The organism is Altericroceibacterium spongiae, from assembly GCF_003610805.1.
GTDB lineage: Bacteria > Pseudomonadota > Alphaproteobacteria > Sphingomonadales > Sphingomonadaceae > Altericroceibacterium > Altericroceibacterium spongiae.
In genome coordinates this window covers 192,441-215,066 of sequence record NZ_RAPF01000001.1, presented here as the reverse complement: position 1 = coordinate 215,066, position 22,626 = coordinate 192,441, and the positions used below count along the sequence as shown (strand labels likewise).

Below are 22,626 nucleotides of genomic sequence, written 5' to 3'. Positions count from 1 at the left end.
TTATGACGCTATCGACTTTGCGTGGTGCTTGCAGGAAGCCCTGGCGTTGAACGCGGGCTTTGAGTTCATCGTGACGAATAACGTCTGAAGATGAAACTGAGCGCCGTACCCGTTCTGAACAGACCGGCGATCATTTGATTTCGCTCAGGAAAAGCTGGGAATTTGGGAAAGAGCCTTGAGCACAGTGGAATAATAGTCTGCGCTGCCACTATTCTCCATTGCCAGAATATTGCGGCCCGTGAGCCGGGCGACAATCGTCATGGCGCCGCTGGAAAGCGGGAAAGAGGCCGTTTGGCCGTTCTGCACATCGACCCAGGCCGGAATGGCACGCCCTTGATTGATATAGGAAGACCAGAAGCTTTCAATCGGCGCAGCCAGCCGCCCACGCCCGCCCATCATGAGATAAAGCGGTATTCGCACGGCATCGAAACCAAAGCGCGGGGGGCGCCCCGGTGTCGGGACTACTGCGCCTTCATCGGAAAGATCGATCCAGTCCGTCGGTAAATGCAAGGGGCCGAACTGCGCCTTGGCAAGCAGCGCTTCACCGTCACGCAGAACATCACCCCAGGCCGCATCGCCATCCGCCTTGCGGAACGCATCCAGCGCAGGCCAGATATAATAAGACAGATTCACAGTGGTTACGGCATTTTGCTGAAATCCGTATTGCCCCGGCAGGATAACACTCATCCCTCCCCGTTTCACGATCATGGAAGACTGGACAGCTTTGCGAATGCTTGCCGCATCCTTGCGATACGTACTCTCCTTCCACCGGTCGCCCGCTATCATAAGAGCCCAGGCAATCAGAATATCGCCATCCGTGGCATTGTTGGGATCGCTAATCGGATTGGCGCTTGAAGGATCGTAGCGCCAGGCGAACAGAGCCTTATCATTCTGCCTGAGCGTATTCATCGTCCAGCGATACATTTTGTCGAAACTGTCGCGATCGCCCGCCAGTGCAGCCAGCAACATGCCATATCCCTGGCCTTCGCTATGACTGATCGATCCGTTTCCCGTATCGACTATGCGCCCATCGCCCATGAGATAGGTCTTCATCATCAGCCAGCCTGCACTCACATCCGCGTCATCCGCCGGCCTGGTTACGGTCGAACCAACCCGGTTGCAGCCAACGGAAGCGAGTGCAACCGCCCCCGCTGCCAGGAACAGACGCCGATTAAAGGCCATGCCGAATTTCAACCTCTCCCGACCGCACGGAAAGAACATAGGTTCGCAAGCGGTCATTTCCGTCATTTAGCTGGCCGAACCACCTGCCATAGGCTCCTTCAAGAATGGGCGGCAGCAGCTCAGGCCAGTTCTCAAGCTGATCTGCACTCTCTAACGGTAACCCACGATGAATAATATCTATCCCGGTATCGTGCATCTCGAAACCGGCACTGCCCCATTTCAGCTTGTCCCATAGCGCGTTGGCCTGCTGCCCGAGCCGTTCGAGATCGGTCGTATCATCGACACGGATAAAACCGGCCAGCCTTGCACCGATGGCCACCAGCATGGCGCGCTTTTGCTCGGCATTGGCGGTTGCATCGATTTCGCCAAAAATCAGACGTGCGAGCAAAGCCAGGCTCCGCTCTTCATCATTGGCCGACCATGTCTGCCCTGGTGATCCGGATGAGAACATAATCAGCCCTAATTCCCCTTCCCGATCTGCTGCTTCACACCAATCATAGTACGGAATTCGTTATAATCGCCAAACCCGTTATAATTGAATTCACCGCCAATACTGGTTCGTGGTGAAATATCGTAATAGACGGACCCGTCTGCGGCGAGGCCGAAGCCCGTCTGGCTGATCGTATCGTAGCGGGCACGTACATCGGTATTGAGCGTTTTGAGCGCATCGAGATCGGCCTGCGCCGCCGGGTCGGTCGGATAAAGCGCTTCGCCATGCTGTTCATAGCTCTGATAGCCGGGCGATGCACTGACATTGATCGCCAGCCCGTCCTTGTCATAGACGTACCGGACAGGAAAACTGATGCTGAGAAAGCTCTGCGGGCTGAAATAGCCGCCATGACCATAGGTGAAATAGTTCTGGTTGTTATCATAGCTCTGATAATTGGCATTGGTGCCGATGGTCAGCAGCGAATGGGCCCCCTGCATCGCGCGAATATATCCGCCGAGATTGATTTCGACGCCGTCATTCTTACGCACATTCGAGCCGGTAAACCGGCTATAGGCAGCATCGGCGTAAAAACCGGTATTATCGCGATCCCATGAAAAAGACGCACCGCCGCGCGTTCTCATGACATTGCCCCACCATTCGCCACTGAGCGGGTCACGCGTCCCCGCATAGGATAGCACGCTGTCCGTAACAGGGCGGCGCTCCGCCCAGAGCCGCCCACTGGCATAGGGCGAAAAGCGTGGCGAAACAGTGATACCGCCGGCAAAGCGCGTCTTTTCGAATCCAAGCGGCGTCGTCCCGGCATCCACTTCGACCAGATCGTTTTTATACCCGACCGAAACCGCCACACCTGAAGCATGCTGCGTATCTGCATTGGCGAGGCTGGCTTCTTCCTCGTCAACGATCGCCTGCGCTTCAGGCGTACCGTTCCGGCCAAAACGGGCAAGACCCGAGCCGGTCGGGCGGCCTGCATCCACGACTACCGCTTTGGCTTTGGCGGAAATGCGTCCTCCGGCAAAACCGGTCGAAATGGCAGCAGAAGCGCCAAGATCCTGCAAGGCGCTCAGCCCCTCTTCACCACTGCGGTCACGATAATAAGTCTGCACATCCACGCGCGGGCCGGTTTCCATGGAGAGCCGGTTGAGATCGCTCTGGATCGAATCCAGCACCGGATCGCCTGTCCGGACATAATCCGACGCGACCTGCCGGGAAGATGAAGCCGCCGGTCGGCCGAATGAGCCGGCCGCCTGCGAAGGCATATCGGGCTGAGGCGAACCGGCGCGGTAAGATGGTTGATTATAGGCAGATGCAGCGCTGCCTCCATTACCGCGCATAGGGACAGAGCGGCTATTATAAGAGGATACACCGGCAAAATTTCCATTGGCATTGCCGGAAGATTGCGCGGGATAGGCAGGTCCCGAATAAGCAGGCGCGCCCGTGTCATATGCCCCCGCGAAACCGCCAGAGGCCTGCGCCGCATCCGGATTGGTCCCGAGCAGAAACGGATTAACCGGTGCAGGCCCGACACCGGTATCGTTGCGCCTGTTCACAAAAGGATTGGCCGCCGGAAAACCGCCCTGTGCGATCCCGGTCTGCCTCATATAGAGCGACCGGGCCTGCTCCAGATATCTCCGCGCTTTACTCTCGTCCCCCTGAGCCTGTTCCACACGTGCGGCGGCGAGATAGATCTCATAATCCTGCGGGTAAGTAGACAAAGCCTGATCGAGCGCCTGCCCTGCCAGACGATTATCACCGATGGCCGATGCGCTGTCCATCAGCCCGATCAATGCGCCTTTGTCATCCGGGCTTTGTTGCAGGACCATGCGGAATGTCTGTGTGGCCTGCATCGTCAGTCCGCCGGACTGATACAAACGAGCCAGAGCGGACAGAATATCGATATTGCCGGGCGCACGCGACCATGCTGACTGGAGCAGGTCGAAGCTCTGTGCATATTGCCCGGCTTCACGCAACTGATCGGCCTGTACCGAAGCCATAATGCCGTTCAGCCGCGCGACCAGTCGGGTTCCTTCCTGCGAATTTCCGGCTCGTTCCGAAACACGCTGAAGAGCCGAAAGGGCGAAGGCTTCCTGCCCTGTCTGAGCGAGAATACGGACAATCGGTTCGTAACTTGCAATATCGCGCGGTTCCGCTTCCAGTGCCTTGCGGGCAAGCTGGGCGGCAGCCGGACGGTCTCCCAATTCATAGAGAGCATTGGCAATTTCGGCGATTTTTCCTGCCGGAAGATTGTCATTGGCACCGATCTGGTAAAGCGCCGTAGTGGCTTGCGCCTTTTGCCCTTGCGCAGCAATGGTGCGAGCCCGGTTAATCGCCGCATCCGCACGCAAGCCGGACATGAAAGCGTTCATTTCAGCGCTGCGATCGGAGGCGGCAATTCTGGACATTTCCTGCTCGGCCTGATCCGGCTTGTCCATATTCTCAAGCAACAGCGCCGCTGCATAATGCGCTTCGGGCGTATTCATTTGCGAGAGGCTGTTAATCAGGGAACTGGTTTCGGAAAGGCGCCCCTGAGCATATTGAAAGCGTGCGAATTCGTAGCGAATCCAGGGATCGCTCCGATCAACCATCAGGCCCTGCTGGAAGAGGCGTTCAGCCCCGGCATTATCGCCGATGCGACGCGCAGCAAGCGCTTGCTGCCGCAGCGAATTAACCTGTGAACGGCGCGCCATCTGGCTGCCTGACTGCGCCTGCCCGGCCACACGCTGCGACATCATCGCCGCTTCCTGATAGCGGCCCTGTTTTTCATAAATGGCAGCCAGCAATTCCATCGCAGGCGCATTGTCGGAAAAGCCAGAGGAGACGAGCTGCTGCGTGGCCTGCTCAGCTTCTTCCAGCCTGCCCGCATCGAATGCCGCCCGTGCATCGGCCAGTCCGGCATAGAACCGCGCCGATTGCAAAGCGTCTGCCCAGCGTTGTGCCGATCCGCGGCGGGAAGCCCGTTCCAGAAGGTCTCGCGCTTCTGCAAAACGCTCCGTCCGCAGCCGCACGAGCCCCAGCCCGCCAAGGCTGTCCGGATCGTTGGGCAACCGTGCCAGAGCCGCTTCGAAACGCCGCCCGGCCTCGCTCAGCCGTCCGGCTTCCAGAGCGTTGAATCCGGCAACCCGGTCCCGCCCGGCAAGATCGGCCACGGTCACACCGCTCCCCTGCGAGGAGCCGCCGGTTGCCCCCCGCGAGGGAGGCGAAACATTGTTTCCGCTTTGCGCAGAATCTGCAGCGGATTGCGGCGGCGGGGCGGCCTGTGGCGGAGGACCGCTGACACCGCGCCGTGCGGTGGCATTGTCGGGATCGATGGCCAATACCCGGCGATACGCTTCGATCGCCCTGTCGCGTCGCCCGCGCTGTTCCCAATATTCCGCCTGCTCAAGCAAGGTCTTTACCGCCTGACTTTGCGCTATAGCGGGCACGGGCGTGCTGGCCATGACGACAATCGCCGTACCTAAAAGAAGACCCCTCGAAAAAGCCATATCATGTACCGTCCTGTTGCAGGCGCTTCTGCTGCTGGCGATGCAGAATGGCATAAATCGGGCCCGCGACAATAAGCGCGACCGCCACACAAGCCAGGATCAGCAAAAAAGGATGGCTGCTGAACCAGTATCCGATGGAAATCCACCATGGCAAAGATCCCACCATATAGGTCGGACCCACTGCAAAACTGCGCATTTCATCGCCATTGAGAACAGAAAGATCACCCTGAACCCCGGCGAGAAATTCCACATCGTCAAGATCGGCGATAAGCTTCGGAAGAGCATCCGTATCCGACGCGAGAACCGCAACCACACTGCGGTCGGCACTGTAAGGTGACTGGAAACCGACCATACCGGTAAAATGATTGGCCCGGTACATCATCGTTTCGGCTTCACTCGCTTTATCGGGCGCTTTATTCATGAAGGTACTGAAAGCCCGATCGATCATCCCCCTTTCAATGACACGGAGACGGTCCTGCTCGAAATAAACGGGCGCATTTTCGAACAGGTCACTGGCTCCCGCCAAACTGTCCGGCCCGATCACCAGCACATCCTTGTTTTCCAGCAGAGAGGAATTAACTTCCCGTTCAACCGAAACCCGGCTCACCGGGGCACCGGTTGAATCTCCGAAACGCCCCATCAGTGCCAGAAAAGCTTCCATGGTGTCGCTGCTGGCATTGGTAGGCATCAGAACCGCCGTATCGGCCAGATCGGGCTGTACCGTGAAGGGATAGCCCGCCCCCACAAAAGTCGACAGGTCGGGCATGCGCAGCGCATGGTAGGAGCCTGTGAGATCGATCGTACTCTCAGGAAGAATGCTCACATGGACATTGGTGGGCAATGTGCCTTTGCACCGCTCCTTGTCGCCGATGATGAGATTGTAATCGAAGATAAGCTCGTTCTGACCGAACATATTATAGCGCGGCAAAACCACGCTGGCATCGGAATCGTTAGATGCTGCGCCATCGTCGTTCCACCAGCGCTGCCACCATGGAGCATTGAGCGGCAAAGTGCGCAGATATTGATTATTAATCGACAGATCCAGCCGGGAAGCCCGGCGATCAAGCCAGGTCGCGGTCGGATAGCGATAATCCACATTCAGCCTGCCTCCCTCACGCGGCCAGAAAAACAGATCGGGCGACACACGAAATTGCGCTGTCAGCGGTCCGGGAGGCAGACCCTGTCCCTGCAACGCATAGTCCTGTGTAAATTCACCCAGCCTGACTTCACGATCATTGGGGAGCCAGCGCGGCGCACCATAACGCGCATAGGAAGGGATACGAATGCCGGCCAGAGACGCTTTTTCCTGCCCGGCGAGCCCGGTGGCATAGGCAATACCAGCAGCAGCCTGCTTCAGTTCCTCTTCATTCCGGCCCATGATGATGAGCAATTGCCCGAATTCATCTCTGGGATTGGGCCGGACAGCGACAGCAGGTCCGTCGATCTGTTCATCGATACCGGCGATACGCCTGTTCGGCAGAAGAAAAACAACCGCATTCCCGCGCGGCAAATCACCATAATGCACATCGAAGCGAAAGCCACGATAGCTCGCCAGTCCGCCGAACCAGGATGCGATGCTCGCTGCCGCCTCAGCCTCGCCATCGCCGGGCGATCCGGCGAATATAAAAGGCAGCTTCAGCGGAAGGACGCTGGCCTTGTCGAAAAAGGGGCCAGGCAGACTGGCCAGATCCGGCGGCATCTTCAATGTCTGGATGTCGAGATCGAGGAAAGACTGCGTATTGCTGATATTGGCCCATAAAGATGAGTGAAAAGGGTCTTCGCAGTCGCGGGTATAATGGCCGAGAAAACGCAGATTGAGACGATTTTCGCCCGGCAGGAAAAGCGCCGGTTCCACATCCATATTCATGGTGACCCCGCCGGAATTATTCCGGTTGAGTTCAACCGTCCGGACAATCTCGCCATTAATCATCACAACCATCTGGCTGAGATCGCTGAGCAGAGCGGGTGAATAGGCAAAAGTCAGAGTCAGTTGCGCATTGGTGACAACTTCATTCGCCGCAATACCGAAAGGAATACCGATTTCACCACGCGTCCCGGCAAGCCGCACGGGACGTTCGATATCCAGATCCTTCAGCGTCAGGCGTTCGGACCGCATACCGCTGGCAGAAACCGCCGGGGCTTCGCTGGAAGCATCGCGCACTTCCTGCGCCATCGCCGGTTGCCCCAGCACAAGGCCGGCGAGGATGGCACACAAACCGATAGCAGCAGCTACTTTAGGCACCATGTTGAGCGGTTTTTCGCGGCGAATAATACGCTTCAAAGTCAGCAGATCCACCTTGATAATTGCGATCAGAGACCGAATGGCGGACACCGGCTTGTAAGGCGCGGTACGTTGCCAGGCATCGGCACGACCCATAACTGCGCGAACCAGCTGGCGCTTGCGCAAAATATCGAGCTCTTCGAAACGGAGCCGGGCCACGCCCCGATCGATCTGCACCGTAGCAACGGGGACCGTCAGAATTTCATCGCCCATAGGCAGGGAAATATCGGTCACCCGGCGATCATTCACAGCAAAGCCATCCGGCAGACGACAGGAAATACCGCCCAGCGATACGTCGATAGACTGCCCTTCAATGACATGCCCGTCATCCAGATAGATCGTCACCGGCATCTTAGAGAAGACACGAATATGCTCACGCACCTGGCGGGATTCCCGTGCCACTGATACGGCAGCCATCAATATGATAAGGCTAAAAGTCGCCCAGGCCGTATTGAGAATGAGAGTACCGCGCTGAACTTCGAAATAATCGTTGAAAAACATATATTTCGTGAATGCAAACAATAAGCCGGAAACCAGCAGCCCAATCGCAATCAGATGAGGGCGAACGGTTTGAAAATCGAAAAAGGTCTTATCCAGAAGATCGCCCTTATCCGTCACGTTGAACTTACCTTTACGCGGCTGAAACCAGGTAAAAACCGTAGGTTTAACAAGGTGGAAAGCCAGCAAGGTTTCATAGATTTCCCCCCAGAACGGCCGCCTTTCGCCGCCGTGCAATCTTTCGCTCGATTCCATCGAGATGAACAAATGCGGCAAAGCATAGGCAAAAATGAGCGAGGCGGAAGCGTGGATAATGTTTTGCCCGGCCAGAAGGTAAGCCAGCGGAGAAGTCAAAAATACGATCCGCGGCAGAGGAAACTGGAAATGCAGCATCGCATTGAGATAACACAGCCTCTGCTGCCATTTCAGGCCCCGGCCAAGCAGCGGATTATCGATCCGCAATATCTGTGTCATACCGCGGGCCCAACGGATGCGCTGGCCGATATGCAGCACCAGCCTTTCGGTTGCGAGACCGGCCGAAAGACGCGCGCTGATATAGGCGGTATTCCATCCCATACGCTGCAATTTCAGCGCAGTATGCGCATCTTCCGTCACCGTTTCTCCTGCAAACCCATTGGTCTGCATGAGCGCTTCCCGGCGGATCACCGCGCAGGAACCGCAGAAAAATGTCGCATTCCACAGATCGTTACCGCCCTGCACGGGGCCGTAAAACAGGTCCCCTTCACCCGGTAAATCTTCCACCAGACTGAGATTGCGCTGTACCGGATCGGGGGAATAAAAATGGTGCGGTGTCTGAATCAGCGCCAGTTTCGCATCGCGCTGAAACCAGCCGACGGTCAGTTGGAGAAAGGCCCGGGTGGGAACGTGATCGCAGTCGAAAATAGCGATCAGTTCGCCATCGGTTTTCTTCATCGCTGCATTAAGATTGCCGGCTTTGGCATGAAGGTTGTCAGCCCGCGTCAGATAACCGCAACCGGCCTGGCGAGCAAAAGCCTTGAACTCTTCGCGCTTGCCGTCATCGAGAATGAAAACCCGAAAACGGTCCGTCGGATAGTCCATATCCATTGCTGCGAATACCGTGTGCCGGACAATATCGAGACTTTCATTATAGGTCGGAATATAAACGTCGACTGTCGGCCATTGCTTGGCATCGCCCTGCATTTCCACCACTGGCCGGTTCAACGGCCAGCTGGTCTGCAAAAAGCCCAGCGCCATAATAACCCAGGCATACAGTTCCGCCAGATACAGGCCGCCGCCCAGCCCCATTTCCAGGAATGTATTAAACTCCAGCGTCTGGGTAGTGCGCCATACGATGTAACGGGTGGAAACGAGCATGGCGATGGCCGCAATAACCAGAGTGGCCCGCCGGCTTTTATTACGCGAAATGGTAAAGGCTGCCAGCACCACGCCGACCGCGAAAATCCACTGCTGGGTCAGATCCAGAGGAACGAAAATGACCAGCGCAGCCATGAACAGGACGGCGATTGCCACCGGATAGCGAAACCATGCATGGGCAGTCACAACTGAAAACTCCCGGTCAGCTTGCCACACGCGAACCCGATGGATTCACTGCCTGAGGATCGGAAGGCGATGTATCGCTATCAGGAAAGTTCGGCATATCCGACAGCTCGCTCATGTTGAGAATAGACTGCGCCAGTTCGTCCAGATCGGACAGTGCAACACTGTTCGGAGCAATCTTGGTCAAAGGTTCAAACATAGCCAGCGCTTCGAACACAGCCTGATCCCGCCGGACAGTGCCGACAAGCCTGGTATCGAACAGTTCTTTGACAAACCGATAGCTATGGCGTGACAGTTTATGACGGTCATCCTGCATGTTGAAGACATAGACCGTCTTTTCCAGCTCGGTGGTGCGCTGATCGCCGCCAAGCTGCGAAAGGCTGACTAATGCTGCCGGGTCCGGAGAAATCGGACAGATATGCAAATCCGCAAGGTCATAAAGATCCCTGAACAGATTGCGATCGGCAGAATTTATATCGACGATAATAATCGCACCCTTTTCCCGCGCCAGATCGCCGCGCCGCAAGGAGTTGAGAAAATATTCTTCCCGGATATCGAGATGGGCATCGATAAGACTGACATTCGACATCACCAAAGGCATGGTGTGGGACTTCGACCAGTTAGGTGCGAATTGTGTAGGCAATATGCCGAAGTGTAATTTCAGAGAATCCTGACCGCTCCCGTCAATCGCCGTGACCTGACGCCCGGCTTGGGCGAACCGAATGGCCAGCTGTGCAGCCAGAAATGTCGTTCCGACCCCGCCTTTGGCAGAGTGACACAGGATAAGCGTCATATTTTGTCACTCCCGAGACTGGAAAGAAAAGATCGAAAATCCGCCCGGCCTCCCGACGCCGCATCATCTTCGGATTGTTTCTTGTGACCTTTGTTTCCGTTGACGGAATACAGTGTGGCAAAAGGCGCATTGACGACTTCCGCGGGCTTGTTCGCCTCAAGCCCTCTTTCCTTCGCAGCCTGAAAAGTCTGTTCCTGCCGCTCAAGACGGCTGGTCTTTTTCGCGATGAGACGATCATCGTTCAGCATCGCCTCGAAAAGCGGCCAGGGCTCCAGATCAGCAAAAGCATCCGGAAATTCCTGATACCGGAACGACTGCTGACTTAATTTTTGAAGCAATGAATTTGCATCAGAGCGCATGCGACCCCCTAAGTTTCTCAGATTAGCTCTAAAATTAGAGGGTGAAAAAGCGGTTAAGAAAAAACACGTAGTCAGTCGGTACAGCAATTTAACGCGAAGTTTACCAAATTATTCAGGTAACGCGCAGCATCACCTTTGTCGGCACCTCGTCTTGGCTGCACAAGTCCGCAGACATGCCCTGGCTTACGAACGCCGCACAATCGCATTATCGACAGTCTTCGGAGAATGGCTTCGTCCTGAACCCGAAGCCGCTTGAAATTATGTCTGCCGAGCGACGCTCTGCCCGGAGCATTGATGAAATCGATAAAAGGGGTGTATGCGCGGTCCGAACCGACAGGCATAGCCCGGACCGCGAAATGACCGGGGATCAGATCGCGAGATACCCCCCGTCGGCAGCGATTGCGGCTCCTGTGGTGAAAGACGACAGGTCGGAAAGCAACCAGCTTACCACTTGTCCAATCTCTTCCGGGCGCCCGAAGCGGCCGATCGGATGTTGTCCGCGAAGCTGATCGATGAAACCGGCGTAAGCAGGGTCGTTTGCAAAGCGCGTGAACATCGGCGTCTCGATAACCCCGGGAAGTACTGCGTTCACCCTGATGCCCTGTGTACCATAATCGACCGCAGCGGCACGGGACAGTCCGATCACACCATGTTTCGTCGCCACATATTCCGCCGCATTGGCAACCGCTACGCTGCCCATGGCCGAAGCCGTGTTAACAATAGCACCTCCCCCTGAATCCAGCATCGCCTTCACCTCATGCCGCAGGCAATTGAAAATGCCGGTGAGATTGACACGGATAGCCCGATCCCACTCTGCGGGAGACAATTCATGCAGCGGTTTGGACTGCTGCTCTATACCGGCATTGTTGAAGGCCCCGTCCAGCCTGCCGAAGGTCTCGAGTGCTTTGGCCACGAGTTCGCCTGCGGATTCGTCCTCGGTAACGTCTGCATGAACGAAAGCAGCCGATCCGCCGGCGGCAGTGATTTCGGAAGCAACATCCTGCCCGGTCTCGCTAATATCGGTGACAACAACATTCGCGCCATGTCCGGCCAGAACAAGCGCCGCAGCTTTTCCAATGCCTCCTGCAGCGCCGGTGACGATAATCGTTTTATTTTCCAATAAGTCTTTCATGTTGATCTGCCATTACTGAGCGCGGCAAAAGCGCACGCTGTAGAATTCTCGCAGCAGTTTCCTGCCCGGACGTGTGAGTCTGAATTTCAGAAAACTAACCCAGCTTTGCCATTTCTTCGGGCGTGAAAATCTCATTGAAATGGGCCGTATCGAAATATTCCTTTATCGAAGTAATTTTGCCATTTTCGACGAAAAACAGGAAATGATACTGGTTGGCATAGACCTTTCCGCTTCTTAGCTTGAGATAGCTGGTTGCCGTAACCGATACGCGGTTGTCTTCTGCGGTAATATGTTCCACCTCGTTCCCGAACGGTTCATCGGAAGCACCTGAAACCGCCTCGAACGCGGCCATCATTTCAGCTTTATTCGCCACACCGGAAAACGGTGTTGAAGGGATCATCCAGCGCGTAGCGTCATCGGCGATAAGCTGATCCAGCCTGGCAAGATCACCGACCGCAGACGCGGAAAAATAATCACGAACAACCTGTTTGTTTTCTTCGACAGACATTTGCATTCTCCCTTTTTAGTTTACCTGTTTGCAGATGATTTTGCGTCCGGCGGCGGCGCGTGCTGCCCGCTGATCGGGTCTGCGCTATCGGGCTGAAACCTTCGTCAATGACGAAATCCGGATCTGTCGCCCAAGCGGCCTTCCGGTTTCCTGAGACGGTCCGGCTAGTGCCCGGCCGTAAAACCGCCATCGACCACGAATTCTGCACCGGTGCAGTAGGATGATTCATCGGAAGCCAGGAACAGAACGACGCTGGAGACTTCTTCCGGTTCGCCGATGCGTCGAAGCGGAACACTATCGAGCAGATCGCCGACAGTTTCCGGGCGGCACATATCCGTTCGTGTCAAAGCCGGATGTACCGAATTTACGCGAATGTTATATTTGGCCAGATCCAGCGCGGCAGCCTTGGTCATGCCGCGTACCGCGAATTTGGTTGCAGTATAGGCTATTGTCTCGTCGAGAGCCTGAATGCCGCATGCCGACGAAATATTGACGATCGATCCGCTCCTGGCATTCCGCATGGAATCGAGAACAGCCTTGATGCCGAGGAAGCACCCCAGTTCGTTGATTTCGAAGAAACGACGATATTGCGCTTCGTCGAGCTTCTCTACGGGCACAGGATAACCGATGCCGGCATTGTTCACGAGAACACTTACCGGCCCGAAATCCTTCTCGACCTGCTGAACGAGCAGGTCCCAGGATTCGGCGCTGCTGACATCGTGACGATAGAATTTCGTTGCACCGCCAATATCTCGTACGGCCGCTTCTCCGCCTTCACTGTCTATATCGGTCAGTGCGACGGACGCCCCTTCGGCGGCCAGCATCCGGGCATGGCAAAGCCCCATGCCTTTCGCTGCACCTGTAACAATGGCTGTTTTTCCATTCATTCGCTTCATAAATTCGTACCTTTCGAGACCCTCAGTCAGGCCGATGACAGCGGTGCTTCAGCGTAAAAAGGAGGCACCGGTTCTGGCCGTTGTTCCCCCATCCACCGTCAGGTTTGCACCGGTCACGAAAGCGGACTCATCCGATGCCAGGAACAATCCCGTGTAAGCGACGTCGATCGGGAAACCGAACCGGGAAAGCATCGACATACCATCAAACATACGGCGGAATTCCGGGCTGGAAGCGACCACCTGCTCCACAGCCGGCGTAAAGATAGGCCCCGGTGAAATGGCGTTTACTCTGATCCAGTGAGGCGCACCTTCCGTAGCGAGCTGGCGGGTAAAACCGATCACGCCCGATTTCCCGGTTGCATGCGCTGCCGGCCCCGCTGTTCCGATAACTTCGGAGCCCCGCATGCCGGCTATCGATGCGATATTGACGATCGACCCGCCGCCCCTCGCGATCATGTGCCGCCAAACCGCCCGCGACGGAATGAAAACGGTGTCCAGCTCCATACGCAGCGTGTCGTGCCACTGGTCGAGCGTCATGTCAGCGAACGGCGCGAAATGTACACCGGCGCCGTTATTATAGAGGACATCTATCCCGCCATAGCGTTCTGCGGTTGCATCGGCCCAGGATGTAACTTTCGCCTCATCCGCCGCATCGACCACGGAAAGATCGAGAGTGACGCCCATATCCCTTGCCAGATCTTGCGTGCCTGCCAGACCATCGGCATTGATATCGCAGCCGATTACCAATGCCCCGGCCTTTGCAAATAATAACGCAACTTCGCGCCCCTGACCGCTGCCCACTCCGGTGATAAGCGCAATCTTGCCTGCCAGCCGGCCCTCGACAGGGCCGCAACTGGCTCGAGAGTCTTTATTCATCTCCTGCCTTCCTCCTCATATATTTTCAGATCAGTGCCCGATCCCGACACCAGGAGACCCGTCTTGGGTCGGGCACGGGACCTTTGCGGCTTTAGGGCGGGATGATGCGGCACGATCAGCGGCCGAACAGGGAATATGGTTCGATCGTCAGCCTCACCATCAGCTGGAATGGCGGGTTCGTGAAACCGACAAGATCGGCCGGAATCCCCGGCCCGGCTGTTCCTGTGCCGGCAACGACGTCCGGCCCCGGGGTAAACGGCACCTCGACCCCTTGCTGCACGCGCAGCACGTCGGTCAGATTTTTGCCGATGAGTGCCAGCTCCCAGCCGTTATCATCTTTGAACAGGCGGATTTGCGCGTCGAGATTCACATATTCAGGCTGAAGCGAATTCACAGGCTGCGTGTCCACCGTATGATATTCGCTGCTGTAGGATGCCGCTACGGACAGGCCGATACTGGTATCCTGCGTGACAGGAAACTCGTAATCGGCTGAAAGACTGCCCGTCCAGTCCGGCGCTTTGACCAGAGGATGCCCTGAAAAGCTCTGGTTTACCGCCACTGCACCGGGCGCCACGGGATCACCGTTAATATCGAGATTACACCCCGCATCGATCGTCTGGCCGGTGTAACACTGGCCGATATAATCATCGAACCGGGCATGGCTGTAATTGACGGCGCCGGACAGTTTGAAGCCCGGTATGGATGTGGGTTGATAATTTGCGTCGAACTGAATGCCGCGGACCTTGGCGCTGGCAGCATTACGGGTAAGCTGAGTCACCGCTACCGGATCGAGCACCCCTACCTGCAAATCGTCATATTTGTAGGCATAGCCTGTCAGATTAACGCGCAGCGCACCTCCGAAAAGAACACTTTTAACTCCGCCTTCGATACCTTCGACTTTTTCATCCGAATAGGAAATGTCGTCCTCATCGAAAGGCGGCAGATTGAGCGTATCGGAGTTGAAGCCGCCCGATTTAGTCCCTTTTTTATAGGTGAGGAAGACATTGGTCCGCTGGTCGGGCCGCCAGGTCAGCGTGACTTCAGGGGAAAAATTCTTCGTGCGAACGGTGTCCGCAGGAAGATCATCCGCGAAGTCATCCAGCACCCGGCTGAACAGCTTCAGATCTTTCTTTTCATCGGTGTAACGACCGCCGGCGGAAATCTGGACCGCATCCTCGAACAGATCGTATGTCAACTCACCGAAAACAGCCCATGTGCGGGAATCGATGTAATATTCCGAGATCGGAACCGGGTCCTGCAAAAGCGTGACCGGCACTGAAATGAAAAAATCGCCGGTCTGGTAATAGGCCCCTATCATTCCGTTGAGAGGAGAATCGAAATCGGAAGTAAGACGCAGCTCCTGCGTAAAATCGTCCCGCTTGACTTCATTGAGCCCGCCAATAGCGGGATAAGGTGAAAAGCTCGAATTCGTGGAATCGAGCATATCCATATCGTAATAGCCGGTCACCGAATTCAATGTCAGACTATCGGACAGCACATATTCGGCGTCGGCTGACAGAAGGTATTGGGTTGAGTCCGTGTAGGGCTGGCCATCGTAGAAACGCAGATCGCCAGCTGTTTCAGCTGTCGGGTTCTGACCGGTCGGTCCAAGAACATGGTCCACCTCACATTCGCCAATACCCGGAACATTGCCAGGATTCCCCGGCGCAGGAACGCCGGCAGGACAGAAATAGAGCTGGGTATTATTGTTGCTCGGCGATCCTTTCTGATTGAAATAGGTTGCCTTCAGGCGAATACTCAGATCATCCGTCGGTTCAAACTTCACAGTGCCCCGAAGCCCCGTATTCAGAGCATCCGGCCCGCGCGAGTAGCGAGGAGCCAGCAACGGACCATAAAGATCAATCAGTGACTGAGGTGGCGTAACTGTCGTCGAGGCCAGAGGATTACGAAAATAGCCTTTCTGGTCCGACCGAAAGAATGCCAGACGTGCAGCCAGATTATCAGTGACCGGCCCCGAAAGCACTGCTTCGGTAAGCAGGCCGCGCGACTGAAACGTATAACCTCCGCGCAACATGGCGTAAGGCTCATCGGTAGGATCGGCTGAAATCACCGAGATAATGCCAGCCGTCGTATTTTTACCGAAATAGAGCGATTGCGGCCCTTGCAAAACCTCCACGCGCTGGAGATCGAACTGGGCAAAACGGGCAGCGGCACCGGTGGCGATCGTCACCCCGTCGATATTGAGCGCGACAGCCTGATCGGTTGCCGCATTGACAGAGGAGGCTCCGACGCCGCGCAGATTCATCGTTCCGCCCAGACTGCCAAAGCTTTCCGAAACGACCAGCGACGGCGTGACTGCGGCAATGTCGCTCAGGCTTTGAACGCCCCGGCGCGCCAGCTGGGCACTGTCGAAGGCCTGAATAGCGATCGGAACTTCAAGATCGCTTTCGCCGCGTTTGCGCGCGGTAACGATAATTTCGTTGGCCCCGATTTGATCGGTGTCTTTTTCGACAAGGGTCGTCCTGTCCTGCGGCGCAGCATTGCGGGCCATCGGCTGGCTTGCGGTGCGATATTGCGGTGCTGGCGAAGGTGCCGGTGCGGCTTTCTGAAAGGATATGACACCTGACCCGGAGCGCACAGCCTTATATCCTGTGCCCGCCAGTACACGTTTTAAGGCTTCCTCCTGAGAAAATTGTCCTACTACACCTGCACTTTTAACATTCCTTCCCAGCTCACTGGGCACCAATATCTGTTCCCCAGACTGAATCGCGAACTGCTTCAGCGCTTCACTCAATCGCGATGCCGGAATCGAGAATTCCATCTCCTGCCCCAAGGCAGGCGACGCCGCCAAAACATTGCTGGCCGTAGCCATGCAAGCATATATACAGAAGGTTTCCCCTCTCATCTCACTCTCCCTAGAAAAGCAGGGATCTTTTGCCCCTTGCCTCCCCTAGAACGGGTGAGATCGCCATCCCCTCACTTGCGGATGCAAAAAATATCAATCTTTTTGTATGACAATCGACTTTTCATTAATCGTCAGCCTCGCATTCGGCAGATAGGTAGCGGCAGTCCGGGCGAAAGCAAGACCATCGCCGGCATTGAACACCCCGGTCATTCTGATGGGAGGTAATTGCGGGTCCAGTTCGACAGAACGGCGCGAATAGCGATTGACGATCGCAATCGCTTTATCGAGCGGCAAATCCTCGAATATAATGCGCCCCTTCTTCCAGGCGCTAACTGCTGCAGGATCGAAAGTCCGAATACGAGGCTGGCTTTCGGAATTATAGGACAGTTGCTGCCCGGCTTCCAGCGTAGCAACGGGCAGTTTCACCGTTCGATCACGCAGTCCAAAAAACGCTTCGCGGTTCTCAAGATGCGATACCAGCACGCGGCCTTTTATAAGACTGACCGTCGGCCCTGCCCGTTCGACCGCTACATTGAATTCAGTGCCCAGAGCGCGAATTTCCTCGCCGTCAGCGACAACCTGAAACGGGCGGTCCGGGTTATGTGCAACCCGAAACCAGGCCTGACCGCGCAACAACCTTACCTGCCGAACATCGCGCGAATATTCCACAGCCACTTCGGAAGCAGAATCCAGCAGGATAGTCGAACCATCCTCCAGCGTTGCTTCCGTCCGCTCACCAATGGATGTCGCCATTAGCTGCGCTGTTTCCGCCTCCCGATGCGACATAAGCAGTGACACCGAACCAAAAGCCACTGCCAGCAACAAACTAGCCGCCAGTGCAAGATATGTTCGTCCGCGCCCGCTGCCGGACACACTCTCGATATCGTCACGCCATTGCATGACCTGCGGTTCATTTTCGAGCGAACCTACGCCATCCCAGATATAGTCCAGATCACGAAGAAGCATGCGCCGTTCAGGATCTTCGGCAACCCATTGCTCCAGCTCCCGACAATCCCGATCGCTTCCGGTTTCCCTTGCCCGGAGAAACAGGCGGGCCCCCTCTTCGCGCTCAGCCTCTCGCAAACTCTCTGATTGCTGGCTCATTTCTCCCGATCCACCTTTTTCAGAAGATGCAACATCGCTCTGGCAACATTTTTTTCCACGGCACTGACCGAAATGCCGAGCTTTTGCGCTATGTCTCGCTGAGCATACCCCTCCAGCCTGTAGAGCAGAAAAATCCGGCGGGTACGTTCAGGCAGTTCACTGAGGCCATCGATCAGCAATCCGGCCTCCTCCTTACCTATAAGAACGCGCTCGGCATCGGGAGCATCACTTCCGCCGGAGGTCAGAAGGTCGCCATCACTCTCGACAGAACTATCGTATCTGAGCCGCACGCGGGCACGACGACGCTCATCCCGTTGCAGATTGCGCGCAATCGTGAAGACATATCCGTCCTGCAACTGTTCGCGGACAGCGACGACATTCGTCATTTTCAGGAAAACATCCTGCGTCAGATCTTCTGCATCGAACGGGTCGTACCCACTACGCCGGAAATAGGCCGTAAGACGAGTCCGCAGGCCGCAAAGCCGGTCAGTATTGAAATTTGTCCAGGACGACGTTTTCGCCGCTCTCTTGACCATGGCGCCTCTCCAAGTCAGCCGGGTCAAGCTCTAGCACGCCCCAAATCGTCCTACAAATTTAAACCAGAAATACTGTCAGCCATATGTCGTTTGAGCGATTGAGAAGCGGGTTTCGCCGGAACGATGCCGAAGATCAGGCAGGGTCATCCATATTGCGACGATCATTCTCAAACGCATCCAGACTGGCATAGATGCGAGACAGGATCGCCAGCAGCGCATCCCTGTCTTCATCGCTAATGGACCGGGTCAGCAGCCTTTCATTTTCCAAAGCCACCGCTTCGACTTCGGAATATATATCCTGCCCTGCCGGGGTTAAACGGCAGGGTTTGCTATGGCCGGGGAAGCGACCGGCAACGCGCTCCACCAGCCCTCTTTCATTGAGCTTTCTCATCGAACGGCTGACCGCCCCGATATCCATATTGGTCAGATGAAAGATCTGATGCGATGTTGCGGAACCGAGAGCAGCGAGGGCAGCCAGCACACGCCAGTCACCGATCCCCAGATTGAAATGCGAACGATAGACCTTGGAAGACACGGCATTCCATCGCCCTGCTATGGCGCTGATATAAAAGGGCAGGAATTTCGACAGCTCAAGCTGCCTGTCGCAATGGCTCATTATCAGGCGGTCCAACGAGAGAATTGTAAGGTAAACTGTTGCAATTCCTATCATACTGCATGCGCCTGTGGTGACAAGGCGGGCACCGGGCCATCTTCTCTGTCCGTCGCGTCCGGATGTCAGCCTGTCAGCACGATATTGACATTACAATATCGTGCTGACAGATCAATGATCGTTGCTTCATCCATCGGAGCGAGCAGCGACCGATAAATGAGAGGAAAGCTATAGATGGCCCCCCGATTCAAAACACTTCAGGAAAAGATCGACACGCTGGGTAATCCGGCAGAATGGCTCCGGGACGTACCCGTCGGGGCTTATCAATATCCCGTTCAGTCACAATTCTCCAACTGGCGCGATGAACAGCGTTCATGGCATGAGACGGTCGGTCTGCTCGATCAGTCGCTGCATATGACCGACCTTTATGTCGAAGGGCCGGACACGATCCGCCTGCTTTCGGAAGTCGGGGTCAATTCTTTCAAGAATTACGGCCGCAACAAAGGCAAGCAGCTGATCTGTTGCAGCCATAGCGGCCATGTGATCGGTGACATGGTGCTGTTCGGTCTGGAGGATGACAAAGTCAATATTGTCGGACGTCCGCCGGTCGCCAACTGGATACGCTACATTATCGAAACGGGCGATTACGACGTTTCCTACGAACTCGATCAGCGCTCTGTTCAGAACAAACAGCCGCGCAAGACTTTCCGGTTCGAACTCCAGGGCCCCAATGCCTGGGATCTGCTCGACAAGCTCAATGGCGGTAATCTGGAAAAGCCCAAATTCTTCAATATGGGCGAAATCACCATTGCCGGGCATACGCTTCGCGCTCTGGCACATTCTTTCGCCGGCGCCCCCGGCCTCGAATTCTGGGGCCCTTGGGAATTGCGCGATGAAGTGCGCAACACGATCGAGGAAGTCGGGCAGGATTTCGGGCTGAAACTGGTCGGCGGCCGCGCTTATGGCACTTGCGCTGTCGAAGCGGGCTGGATCCCCTCTCCCCTTCCCGCCATCTTCACCGATGAGAAGATGCGCGGCTATCGCGAATGGCTTCCCGCCGACGGTTTTGAAGCGAACGGATCGATTGGCGGCAGTTTCGTCTCGAAAAATATCGAGGATTATTATCTCACACCATGGGATATCGATTACGGACGGCTGATCGACTTCAATCACGATTTCATCGGCAAGGAAGCTCTTGAGACGCTGGCCGACCAGCCGCATCGCAAGAAAGTGACACTCGAATGGAAAGCCGAAGACGTACTGGAAATCGAGCGGAGCATTCTTCTAAACGATGCACCCGGCAAATATATGGAAGCACCCAACGCTCATTATGCCGCCCATCCTTACGATTCCGTGATGATAAACGGTCAGCTTTCGGGGCTTTCGACCTATCCATGCTTCCTGTCCATGGGCAATCAGTGGATCTCGCTTGCGATGATCGACGAAGCCTCTGCAGACCTGGAAAAAGAAGTCACGGTAATCAGGGGTGAACCTGACGGCGGCAGCAAGAAGCCGGGCGTCGAACCCCATGTACAAAAAGAAGTGCGTGCCCTTATCAAACCATGGCCCTATTCACAGCAGGCTCAGGGCTATCGCCCCGGTAACGCGTAATTGCTTGTACCGCTGCGCGGCGCGCCGCGCAGCGGTACAAGCATTACGTATCAGATGCCCCTGTGCCAGTTCCCGCACGATTACCGGCCAGCTATATTCTCTGCGATACCGAATAATATGTCAGACGATGGTGTTCGTAATGGGAGTGGCGCGAGTGGCTCATTCGCCCATTTTCAACTGACTCGCCGTTCTATCGAAGTGACCGCCAGCGTGGCTGACAGCCCGAAACCTGCCTGACAGGACACGACAACATTGCTGACGTTGCGCACTCTCTGAGATGAAAGCGCTTGAATAAAATCTAGAAACGGTCCCATTGAAGGTTTGTTGTATTGAAGAAAAACTGCCGCGACCCTTCTCGATAAAAACTCAGTTCCACCGCGACCTTGTCAGCACTCTTAATTTTCCGAGCTATTGCTTCTGGATACCGCGCAAAACCTATAGTGCTATCGTTGTCTGCGCTGCGTGCGAGAGTCAGTCGTTCTGTATTTCCGTCGAACGAGATTGCTCCGATACAGTCGTAAACATCGCACATAATTTGACCATTTTCGATGAAGAAGATGACATCGTTTCCATGTGCAGGAGATTTACGAAGCTGAATCGTCATGCGTTGTGCGCCACTGTAGGGAAACCCAAAGTTGACGGTATTCTCACTGCGAATGGAAGCAGTATATACAGTTTGGCCTCGCATTCGATCTTCGTTTTCGTTGTAAGTCCAGTTTGAGCGATCTGCAGGTGGAGGGACCTCATTATCGTCGACTGATTCTGCCAAAGCCGAGGCTGAGTCAGCCTTTTGATCCATTGTCTTTTCCCGAGCTTCATGGCCTGCGGGATCGACTGGTGGGTTTGATATCTGGCTGATTATTACGAGACCGAAAAGCACGGCAAGCACAATCAAACAGCCTTTGCCGGACATCCATTTGAATTTCGGTTTTTCACCTCGAGCAAGCCCTGCGTCTTGCTCGGCCTTTTCTTGCTCGAGTTTGGCAACTTGCTTTTGCGCTGCTTCCTCCGCGTTCTCGGCCATTTGCTCGAGTAAACCAGGCTCAGCGAATTTATGCCCACAAAAGCGACATATTTTGGCCGCAGACTTCACATTCTCAGCACAATCCGGACAAGTCTTCTCGTCTGCAGTCATTCTTACCCCCAAGCTAACTCTGCCCAACCTATCGGGATTGTAAGCACTTATAGTAAAGCTGCAATTAGTTAACCTTTCTATTCTATAGCTGACTTTGGCTCGTACCTTTCGGCGATAACGGGTTCGGCAAGAGACGACGATTTCGCGTTCAACTCATGATCCCGATGCGCGACACGGCACCTTATCCGCCCCCGATCCTAACCCTCCTGACCGGTGAATAAGAGGCGACCCTGTCCAGCCACATCTTCACAGCGAAGACGTAATCAGCTTTGCCAGCAATTCTGACAATTGCGCCTGCTCGGGGGCGCTCAGGCCAGCCACGATCTCTGCCTGATTTGCCACATGCGCATTTGTTGCCTCGTCGATAAGGCTAAGGCCCTTTGCCGTAAGCGCGACCAGCGTGCTGCGCTTGTCGGCAGGATTGGGGCCTCGTTCGACCAGTCCGGCTTTTTCGAGCCGGTCGATACGATTGGTCATACTGCCCGATGAGATCATCGCGGCTTCGTAAAGATCGGTCGGGCTCAGCGCGTAAGGCTCGCCCGAACGGCGCAGCGTTGCCAGCACATCGAACTCACCCGGCTGCAAACCAAAGCTGGCGAAAACCGGATTGATCCTGTCGCGAGCGATGATCAGCGCCGCTTCGCCAAGACGACCGAGAAGCACCATTGGCCCCGTATCGAGGTCGGGCCGTTCTTGCTTCCATTGCTTCGCCGCCTTGCTCGCCCGGTCCATTTCCATTCCTTTATCTTGACGTAGAGATATATGTCTCT

17 protein-coding genes are annotated in these 22,626 nt (G+C 55.6%); 1 reads left to right on the top strand and 16 read right to left on the bottom strand.

Features of this window, described 5'->3' with window-relative positions:
* Window positions 1-144 precede the first annotated feature (144 nt).
* The 14 genes from D6851_RS00985 to D6851_RS00920 all read right to left on the bottom strand — a co-directional run bounded on the left by D6851_RS00985 (window position 145) and on the right by D6851_RS00920 (window position 19,170).
* The gene (locus D6851_RS00985) at window positions 145-1,182 is read right to left on the bottom strand and encodes a family 8 glycosyl hydrolase (RefSeq protein ID WP_120323010.1); all 1,038 of its coding nucleotides are present in this window, start codon (window positions 1,180-1,182) and stop codon (window positions 145-147) included.
* Window positions 1,172-1,633, bottom strand: a complete 462-nt coding sequence (gene bcsD, locus D6851_RS00980) for a cellulose biosynthesis protein BcsD (RefSeq protein WP_120323009.1) — start codon at window positions 1,631-1,633, stop codon at window positions 1,172-1,174. Before bcsD ends, D6851_RS00985 begins: the two co-directional genes overlap by 11 nt.
* A gap of 8 nt (window positions 1,634-1,641) precedes the next feature.
* On the bottom strand, window positions 1,642-5,112 hold the full coding sequence (locus tag D6851_RS00975; protein ID WP_120323008.1) for a cellulose synthase subunit BcsC-related outer membrane protein: 3,471 nt from the start codon (window positions 5,110-5,112) through the stop codon (window positions 1,642-1,644).
* 1 nt (window position 5,113) lies between these two features.
* Window positions 5,114-9,433 (bottom strand): UDP-forming cellulose synthase catalytic subunit, encoded by a 4,320-nt coding sequence (gene bcsA / locus D6851_RS00970; protein WP_274379031.1) that lies wholly within the window; start codon window positions 9,431-9,433, stop codon window positions 5,114-5,116.
* A gap of 16 nt (window positions 9,434-9,449) precedes the next feature.
* Window positions 9,450-10,223: a cellulose synthase operon protein YhjQ/BcsQ gene (locus D6851_RS00965; protein WP_120323007.1), complete on the bottom strand. Its 774-nt coding sequence runs from the start codon at window positions 10,221-10,223 to the stop codon at window positions 9,450-9,452.
* A complete protein-coding gene (locus D6851_RS00960) occupies window positions 10,220-10,582 on the bottom strand; it encodes a hypothetical protein (RefSeq protein ID WP_120323006.1) in 363 nt (120 codons plus the stop codon). The genes D6851_RS00965 and D6851_RS00960 overlap by 4 nt, the downstream gene beginning before the upstream one ends.
* Window positions 10,583-10,949: 367 nt before the next feature.
* The gene (locus D6851_RS00955; protein WP_120323005.1) at window positions 10,950-11,714 is read right to left on the bottom strand and encodes an SDR family NAD(P)-dependent oxidoreductase; all 765 of its coding nucleotides are present in this window, start codon (window positions 11,712-11,714) and stop codon (window positions 10,950-10,952) included.
* A gap of 94 nt (window positions 11,715-11,808) precedes the next feature.
* Entirely contained in the window at window positions 11,809-12,222 is a 414-nt protein-coding gene (locus D6851_RS00950; RefSeq protein ID WP_183029934.1) for a nuclear transport factor 2 family protein, read from the bottom strand.
* Between the two features lie 164 nt (window positions 12,223-12,386).
* Window positions 12,387-13,118, bottom strand: coding sequence for an SDR family NAD(P)-dependent oxidoreductase (locus tag D6851_RS00945; RefSeq protein WP_120323003.1), 732 nt, complete (start codon window positions 13,116-13,118; stop codon window positions 12,387-12,389).
* 48 nt (window positions 13,119-13,166) lie between these two features.
* Window positions 13,167-13,994 carry an SDR family NAD(P)-dependent oxidoreductase gene (locus D6851_RS00940; RefSeq protein WP_120323002.1) on the bottom strand — a complete coding sequence of 276 codons (828 nt, stop codon included), beginning with the start codon at window positions 13,992-13,994 and terminating at the stop codon, window positions 13,167-13,169.
* 115 nt (window positions 13,995-14,109) lie between these two features.
* The gene (locus D6851_RS00935) at window positions 14,110-16,776 is read right to left on the bottom strand and encodes a TonB-dependent receptor (protein ID WP_183029933.1); all 2,667 of its coding nucleotides are present in this window, start codon (window positions 16,774-16,776) and stop codon (window positions 14,110-14,112) included.
* Between the two features lie 177 nt (window positions 16,777-16,953).
* Entirely contained in the window at window positions 16,954-17,964 is a 1,011-nt protein-coding gene (locus D6851_RS00930) for a FecR family protein (protein WP_120323000.1), read from the bottom strand.
* Window positions 17,961-18,500: an RNA polymerase sigma factor gene (locus tag D6851_RS00925; RefSeq protein ID WP_120322999.1), complete on the bottom strand. Its 540-nt coding sequence runs from the start codon at window positions 18,498-18,500 to the stop codon at window positions 17,961-17,963. Before D6851_RS00925 ends, D6851_RS00930 begins: the two co-directional genes overlap by 4 nt.
* A 133-nt stretch (window positions 18,501-18,633) precedes the next feature.
* Window positions 18,634-19,170: a MarR family winged helix-turn-helix transcriptional regulator gene (locus tag D6851_RS00920; RefSeq protein ID WP_120322998.1), complete on the bottom strand. Its 537-nt coding sequence runs from the start codon at window positions 19,168-19,170 to the stop codon at window positions 18,634-18,636.
* A 174-nt stretch (window positions 19,171-19,344) separates the two neighbouring features.
* Between D6851_RS00920 and D6851_RS00915 the strand changes: the two genes are divergently transcribed.
* Window positions 19,345-20,721: an aminomethyltransferase family protein gene (locus D6851_RS00915; protein ID WP_120322997.1), complete on the top strand. Its 1,377-nt coding sequence runs from the start codon at window positions 19,345-19,347 to the stop codon at window positions 20,719-20,721.
* A 298-nt stretch (window positions 20,722-21,019) separates the two neighbouring features.
* Here the strand turns inward: D6851_RS00915 and D6851_RS00910 are convergent, their stop codons facing one another.
* Together D6851_RS00910 and D6851_RS00905 are read right to left on the bottom strand one after the other, a co-directional pair.
* On the bottom strand, window positions 21,020-21,856 hold the full coding sequence (locus D6851_RS00910; protein ID WP_120322996.1) for a zinc ribbon domain-containing protein: 837 nt from the start codon (window positions 21,854-21,856) through the stop codon (window positions 21,020-21,022).
* A gap of 246 nt (window positions 21,857-22,102) precedes the next feature.
* The gene (locus D6851_RS00905; RefSeq protein WP_120322995.1) at window positions 22,103-22,588 is read right to left on the bottom strand and encodes a MarR family winged helix-turn-helix transcriptional regulator; all 486 of its coding nucleotides are present in this window, start codon (window positions 22,586-22,588) and stop codon (window positions 22,103-22,105) included.
* Between the last annotated feature and the right edge of the window lie 38 nt (window positions 22,589-22,626).

Bases quoted from the DNA above. Each gene is read 5' to 3' on its own strand.
- D6851_RS00910 (WP_120322996.1), bottom strand. From the start codon at position 21,856: ATGACTGCAGACGAGAAGACTTGTCCGGATTGTGCTGAGAATGTGAAG.
- D6851_RS00930 (WP_120323000.1), bottom strand. From the start codon at position 17,964: ATGAGCCAGCAATCAGAGAGTTTGCGAGAGGCTGAGCGCGAAGAGGGG.
- D6851_RS00965 (WP_120323007.1), bottom strand. From the start codon at position 10,223: ATGACGCTTATCCTGTGTCACTCTGCCAAAGGCGGGGTCGGAACGACA.
- D6851_RS00905 (WP_120322995.1), bottom strand. From the start codon at position 22,588: ATGGACCGGGCGAGCAAGGCGGCGAAGCAATGGAAGCAAGAACGGCCC.
- D6851_RS00920 (WP_120322998.1), bottom strand. From the start codon at position 19,170: ATGATAGGAATTGCAACAGTTTACCTTACAATTCTCTCGTTGGACCGC.
- D6851_RS00915 (WP_120322997.1), top strand. From the start codon at position 19,345: ATGGCCCCCCGATTCAAAACACTTCAGGAAAAGATCGACACGCTGGGT.
- D6851_RS00950 (WP_183029934.1), bottom strand. From the start codon at position 12,222: ATGTCTGTCGAAGAAAACAAACAGGTTGTTCGTGATTATTTTTCCGCG.
- D6851_RS00940 (WP_120323002.1), bottom strand. From the start codon at position 13,994: ATGAATAAAGACTCTCGAGCCAGTTGCGGCCCTGTCGAGGGCCGGCTG.
- D6851_RS00945 (WP_120323003.1), bottom strand. From the start codon at position 13,118: ATGAAGCGAATGAATGGAAAAACAGCCATTGTTACAGGTGCAGCGAAA.
- D6851_RS00985 (WP_120323010.1), bottom strand. From the start codon at position 1,182: ATGGCCTTTAATCGGCGTCTGTTCCTGGCAGCGGGGGCGGTTGCACTC.
- bcsD (WP_120323009.1), bottom strand. From the start codon at position 1,633: ATGTTCTCATCCGGATCACCAGGGCAGACATGGTCGGCCAATGATGAA.
- D6851_RS00960 (WP_120323006.1), bottom strand. From the start codon at position 10,582: ATGCGCTCTGATGCAAATTCATTGCTTCAAAAATTAAGTCAGCAGTCG.
- D6851_RS00975 (WP_120323008.1), bottom strand. From the start codon at position 5,112: ATGGCTTTTTCGAGGGGTCTTCTTTTAGGTACGGCGATTGTCGTCATG.
- D6851_RS00955 (WP_120323005.1), bottom strand. From the start codon at position 11,714: ATGAAAGACTTATTGGAAAATAAAACGATTATCGTCACCGGCGCTGCA.
- D6851_RS00935 (WP_183029933.1), bottom strand. From the start codon at position 16,776: ATGGAATTCTCGATTCCGGCATCGCGATTGAGTGAAGCGCTGAAGCAG.
- D6851_RS00925 (WP_120322999.1), bottom strand. From the start codon at position 18,500: ATGGTCAAGAGAGCGGCGAAAACGTCGTCCTGGACAAATTTCAATACT.